This window comes from Polaromonas sp. P1_E1_2 (assembly GCF_056406035.1).
The window spans coordinates 1-5,456 of the sequence record NZ_JBFUAZ010000267.1; the positions used below are offsets into that span (position 1 = coordinate 1).

Consider the following 5,456-nt stretch of genomic DNA (forward strand, 5'->3'; position numbering starts at 1 on the left):
GCCCTTGACTTCCAGCTCCAGCCCTTTGGTGCGCGTGGCGCCAACCTGGGTGTAGACATTGGGCAGCGGCGAGGCAATCTGGTTTTTCTCGCGCAGGTCGTAGAGCGCGGCACTATAAGCCAGTGCGCGGCCCGCCGGCTCGTATTTCAGGCCCAGTTCCCATTGCTCACCGCGCAGCGGCGTGAAGAGTTGACCCTTGATGGCGGCCTGCGGGGTGAAGGATTCGCTGTAGCCCACATAGGGCGACCAGCCCGAGGGGTGGGCATACATCAGGCCCAGGCGCCTGGTGGTGGCCGAGGTTTCTTCATCAGGGCGGCCTTCGGCGCCCGACACGGACTTGTCATGGCGAAGGCCCGTCGTCACGATCCAGTTGTCCAGCTTCATCTGGTCCTGCAGATACAGGCCTGTTTGCCGTTGCGTGGTGCCAGGCAGGGCCGCGCGTACGGGGATGAGCAGGTTGCCGTAGATGGGCGCGTAGGCGTCGATATCACTGACCGTGGCGCCCGCCCAGGTGTTCTCGCTGTGGCGCGCAAAGTCCGCGCCCACCAGCAGCGTGTGCTTGAGCGCGCCGGTGGTGAAATGGCCCTCGGCGTGGTTGTCCAGCGCGGTGATGCGGTTGCGTGTGAGCGAGCTGTCGTTGATGCGGCCCAAGCGCCGCTTGGTCACCGGGTCAGACCCCCAACTGCCGGGGCTGGTGAAGAAGTCGCCGTAGTGGTAGCGGTTGTCGTTCTCGTTGGTGGCGTGGCGAAAGTTCTGGCGCACCGTCCAGGTGTCGTTGAACTTGTGCTCAAACAGCCAGCCGATGGATTTGCGCTCGGAGTCGTAGTAGTCGCCCGGTTCACCGATGAAGCGGCTGGTCGGCAACTGGCCGTTCGGGTTGGGCAGCAGCGTGCCTTCCCAGGGAAAGAACTGCGAGGTTGAGCCGCTCTTGTCTTTTTGCCACAGTGCCTGCAACGTGAGCGAGGTGGCAGCATTGGGCCGCCAGGTGAGCGACGGCGCGATCAGGCTGCGGTCGTCGGGTACGAAGTCAACCTGCGTGTTGGAGCTGCGTTTGAGTGCGACCAGCCGGTACAGCCATTCACCATCTTCCGTCAGCGGGCCGGTCAGGTCGAGCTGGAGCTGCTTGCGGCCGTTGCTGCCGAACTGCACGCCCACTTCGCGCTGGGTTTCGGTTTGCGGCCTTTTGCTGACCATGTTGATGACGCCGGCCGCCGTGCCCGCGCCGAACAGCATGCCCGACGGGCCGCGCAGTACCTCCAGGCGCTCCAGCGTGTAAGGGTCTGCGCGTGTGCGGCTGGTGTAGTAGCCGTAGGCTTCACGCAGGCCGTCCAGGTAGTTGTCCGGGCTGGCGCCGCGCACACGCACCGAGTCGGTTCGTGAATCCAGTCCATAGGCATCGGAGCGCACGCCGGCGGCGTAGCCCAGGGCGTCCTGCAGGTTGTTGGCACCCTGGTCGGTAATCTGCTGGCTGGTGATGACGGTCACGGCCTGCGGCGTTTCGGACAGCAGCGTGTCGGTCTTGGTCGCGGTAGAAGCCCTTTTGGCGCGGTAGCCGATCACCGGGCCGGTGGCGGTCTCTTTCTCCTGGTCGGAGCGCACCTGCACTTCGCGAAGGGTTGTCTCGGCCGCTGTCTGGGCATATGCGCCTTGAAGCGCGGCGATCAGAGAAAGGATGGCGAACGGTGCAAGGTGGCGCGCGGCGTGCGGCGGATGCGAGGTGAGCAAGTCAAAACTCCTGGGGAGGATCGCCAGGGAACTGGCGTGCGCACAGCAGCCCCTGACGCCACGATAGGTGACGAAATTTCAGGGGGCCGGTGGGCGGGTTGTTGGCTTGCTACGCCTGGCAGCACGAGAAGGCGGCCGGGTTGTTTGGCTAGCGAGTAGGGCGCTGCGAACTATACCACTAGATGAGAGTAATTCTCATCTTGGTCCTTGCAAGCCCCAGGGGAATTCCGGTGAAAAACCGCGCAAAAAAAGGCCGCCCGGAGAGGACGGCCTTTTCGGGTATCCCATCACTGCATCACTGCACAGTGATGGGGCTGCGGATCAGGTAGTCAAACGCGCTGAGCGCCGCCTTCGCGCCTTCACCGGCCGCGATGATGATCTGCTTGAAGGGCACGGTCGTCACGTCACCCGCAGCAAACACGCCGGGTACCGAGGTCTGGCCCTTGGCGTCGACGATGATCTCGCCGTGTTTGGACAGGTCCACCACGCCCTTGAGCCAGTCGGTGTTGGGCACCAGGCCGATCTGGATGAACACACCTTCAAGCTCGACGGTTTTCAGCTCGCCGCTGGCGCGGTCCTTGTAGACCAGGCCATTGACTTTCTGGTCGCCGGTGATTTCGGTCGTCTGCGCGTTGGTGAACACCGTCACGTTCTGCAGGCTGTTCAGCTTGCGCTGCAGCACGGCGTCGGCGCGCAGTGCCGTGTCGAATTCGATCAGCGTCACATGGCCGACAATGCCGGCCAGGTCGATCGCCGCCTCGACGCCCGAGTTGCCGCCGCCGATCACCGCCACGCGCTTGCCCTTGAAGAGCGGGCCGTCGCAGTGCGGGCAGTAGGCCACGCCCTTGTTCTTGAACTCATGCTCGCCGGGAACATTGATGTTGCGCCAGCGTGCACCGGTCGAAATCACGATGGACTTGCTCCTGAGCGAGGCGCCGCTTTCGAGCTGCACTTCGATCAGGTTTTTGTCCGGCCCGCTGTTCGGTACCAGCGCCTTGGCGCGCTGCAGGTTCATGATGTCCACGTCGTAGTTGCGCACGTGCTCTTCCAGCGCGTGGGCAAATTTGGGGCCTTCGGTTTCCTTGATGGAGATGAAATTCTCGATGCCCAGGGTGTCCAGTACCTGGCCGCCGAAACGCTCGGACGCCACACCGGTGCGGATGCCCTTGCGCGCGGCATACACGGCCGCTGCCGCGCCGGCCGGGCCGCCGCCGACGATCAGCACGTCGAAGGCTTCCTTTTTGTCGATGATCTTGGCTTCACGTTCGACGCCGCTGGTGTCGATCTTGGCCAGGATTTCCTCCAGGCTCATGCGGCCGTTTCCGAACATGGTTCCGTTGAGGAAGACCGTGGGCACGCCCATGATCTCGCGCTCTTTCACTTCGTCCTGGAAGGTGCCGCCTTCGATCATCGTGGTCTTGATGCGGGGGTTCTGCACCGCCATCAGGTTCAGCGCCTGGACCACGTCGGGGCAGTTGTGGCAGGTCAGCGAGACATAGACCTCGAAGTCGAAATCGCCGTCGAGCGCGCGGATCTGCTCGAGCACGGGTTGCTCTACTTTGGGCGGGTAGCCGCCAATCTGCAGCAGTGCCAGGATCAGCGAGGTGAATTCATGACCCATGGGCAGGCCGGCAAAACGCGGGCCGTGGTTTTCACCGGGGCGGTTGATCGAAAACGAGGGCTTGCGGTGCGGGTCGTCGCGGCTTTCGGTCAGTTTGACCAGGGGCGAAGACTCGGCCACATCTTTCAGCAGCGACAGTACTTCACCCGAAGCCTCGCTGCCGTCGAGCGAAGCGACGATTTCGATGGGCGCAGTGGCGCGTTCGAGATAGCTTTTCAGTTGGGCTTTGGTGGCGTCGTCGAGCATGGCAGTGTCACTTTCAATTTCAATGAGGAACAAAAAAGCCCGGGACGGCACACACGCGTGTGCCGGGGCCCGGGCCTTCGTCAGGAAGGCTGCAGGGCGTTAGACCTGTTCTTAGATCTTGCCGACGAGGTCGATGGACGGGGCGATCGTCTTGGCGCCTTCGTTCCACTTGGCAGGGCAGACCTGGCCGGGGTGAGCGGCGGTGTACTGGGCTGCCTTCAGCTTGCGCAGGGTTTCCTTGACGTCACGTGCGATCTCGTTGGAGTGCACTTCAGCAGTCTTGATGACGCCTTCGGGGTTGATCACAAAGGTGCCGCGCAGCGCCAGGCCTTCTTCAGGGATGAACACGTCAAAGGCTTTGGTCAGCGTGTGGGTCGGGTCGCCCACCAGCGGGAACCTGGCCTTGCCGACAGCAGGGGAGGTTTCGTGCCACACCTTGTGCGAGAAATGCGTGTCGGTGGTCACGATGTAGACCTCAGCACCGGCTTTCTGGAATTCGGCGTAGTTGTCGGCAGCATCTTCGACCTCGGTAGGGCAGTTGAAGGTGAACGCAGCCGGCATGAAGATCAGGACCGACCATTTGCCCTTCAGCGATTCGTCTGAAACGTCGATGAACTTGCCATTGAGGAAGGCTTGGGTTTTGAAAGGCTGGACTTGGGTATTGATCAGGGACATCTAGATGGCTTCCTATGCTGGGTTAAAGAACGGGTAAAAATGCTTTTGAGACGATAGTATAACTCTTTTAAATATAGTATATCGATAGATATTAACTATTTATCGAATAGGCGCGATGCGGCGGATTTTGACTGTCCATTCTTGTTATTCGCCGCTACGACCGACGTGCTGACGCCTTTGTGCATCCGGAACGTGTGGGGTGTGACGGCTCACGCGGTAGAGCAGCAGGACGGTATGGCATTGCAGCGCCAATACCTTTTTGAAGCGCCGGCCTGACGATCAGGCCGAAAGGGCAATTACGAGGGCTGATTCGTCGACCAGGGCCTGTACCGGGGAGCGAACTTTGAGGCTGCTGCCGGCAGGCGCAAAGCCGACCAGCTGCAGGCCTCCGTCTAGTTGCATCGACACTTCGTCGCCCGTGGCGCCGCGGCTGATCCGAACCGCACGGCCGCTCAATACGCAAACCTCTGGTCGTGCGGGAACCGCCGGCTCACGCACGGCCACCGCCGTAGCCTTGCACAGGGCCAGTACCGTTTGCCCTTTCTGCAAGCCCAGCAGTTCCGCGCTGGCTTTGGTGATGCGCGAAACCAGCAGTGCCTCACCAGCCAGCCTCAGGTGCACACGCGCCATCTGGCCGTGCACCTCGATCTTCTCAACCTGGCAGGGCAACTGGTTGCGCATGCTGGTGCGTACGCTCATGTTGGACAGTACCGGTAGCGCGCGTGGCAGCAGCAGTTCATCGGACTTGAAGGCGGACAGCACCTTGCTGCGGGAGTCGTTCAAAAGACCTGCCACTGCCAGCAGCTTATGGCCCGCCGGCGTCAGGGTGGCGCCGCCGCCGCCCGACCCGCCCACAGCGCGCTCCACCAGCGCCACACCGGCCAGGTTGGTCAAGGTGTCGATGGCTTGCCAGGCGGCCTTGTAGCTGACCTTGGCTTGCCGCGCTGCCTGCGAGATCGAGCCGCTTTCGCCGACCAGGCGCAGGATCTCGATGCGCTTGTCGGCCGGTTCATGGCTGAAGGCGCTTGCGAAGGAGGATGCGGCGGGCGAGGAATTGGCGGCTTTTTTCATGGGAGCCTCGAGACAGATACCGCTATTCTAAAATAGAATAGCGAATCGACAGGAGTGACTTTCTTTCAAAACGCATCTTCGCCTTCGTCCCTGTCATCTCCCCAGCTTTCATCACCAG

5 protein-coding genes are annotated in these 5,456 nt (G+C 62.0%); 1 reads left to right on the plus strand and 4 read right to left on the minus strand.

What is annotated here, in order from left to right; genetic code table 11:
- From AC1D1P_RS13275 to ahpC, 3 genes are all read right to left on the minus strand, one after another.
- A partial coding sequence (locus AC1D1P_RS13275; protein WP_477673305.1) for a TonB-dependent siderophore receptor occupies positions 1-1,725 on the minus strand: 1,725 nt, incomplete at its 3' end.
- Positions 1,726-2,020: 295 nt separating this feature from the next.
- Positions 2,021-3,592, minus strand: a complete 1,572-nt coding sequence (gene ahpF / locus AC1D1P_RS13280) for an alkyl hydroperoxide reductase subunit F (protein WP_477673306.1) — start codon at positions 3,590-3,592, stop codon at positions 2,021-2,023.
- A gap of 111 nt (positions 3,593-3,703) precedes the next feature.
- On the minus strand, positions 3,704-4,267 hold the full coding sequence (gene ahpC / locus AC1D1P_RS13285) for an alkyl hydroperoxide reductase subunit C (protein ID WP_477671003.1): 564 nt from the start codon (positions 4,265-4,267) through the stop codon (positions 3,704-3,706).
- A gap of 141 nt (positions 4,268-4,408) precedes the next feature.
- On the opposite strand from ahpC, the gene AC1D1P_RS13290 reads away from it, so the two are divergent.
- Positions 4,409-4,543 carry a hypothetical protein gene (locus AC1D1P_RS13290; protein ID WP_477673307.1) on the plus strand — a complete coding sequence of 45 codons (135 nt, stop codon included), beginning with the start codon at positions 4,409-4,411 and terminating at the stop codon, positions 4,541-4,543.
- A gap of 3 nt (positions 4,544-4,546) precedes the next feature.
- Here AC1D1P_RS13290 and AC1D1P_RS13295 read toward each other — a convergent pair whose 3' ends face one another.
- Entirely contained in the window at positions 4,547-5,338 is a 792-nt protein-coding gene (locus AC1D1P_RS13295) for a TOBE domain-containing protein (protein ID WP_477671002.1), read from the minus strand.
- Positions 5,339-5,456 lie beyond the last annotated feature (118 nt).

What these genes read in the sequence shown, in the direction of transcription:
- AC1D1P_RS13295 (WP_477671002.1), bottom strand. Translation starts at nt 5,338, where the DNA reads ATGAAAAAAGCCGCCAATTCCTCGCCCGCCGCATCCTCCTTCGCAAGC.
- ahpC (WP_477671003.1), bottom strand. Translation starts at nt 4,267, where the DNA reads ATGTCCCTGATCAATACCCAAGTCCAGCCTTTCAAAACCCAAGCCTTC.
- ahpF (WP_477673306.1), bottom strand. Translation starts at nt 3,592, where the DNA reads ATGCTCGACGACGCCACCAAAGCCCAACTGAAAAGCTATCTCGAACGC.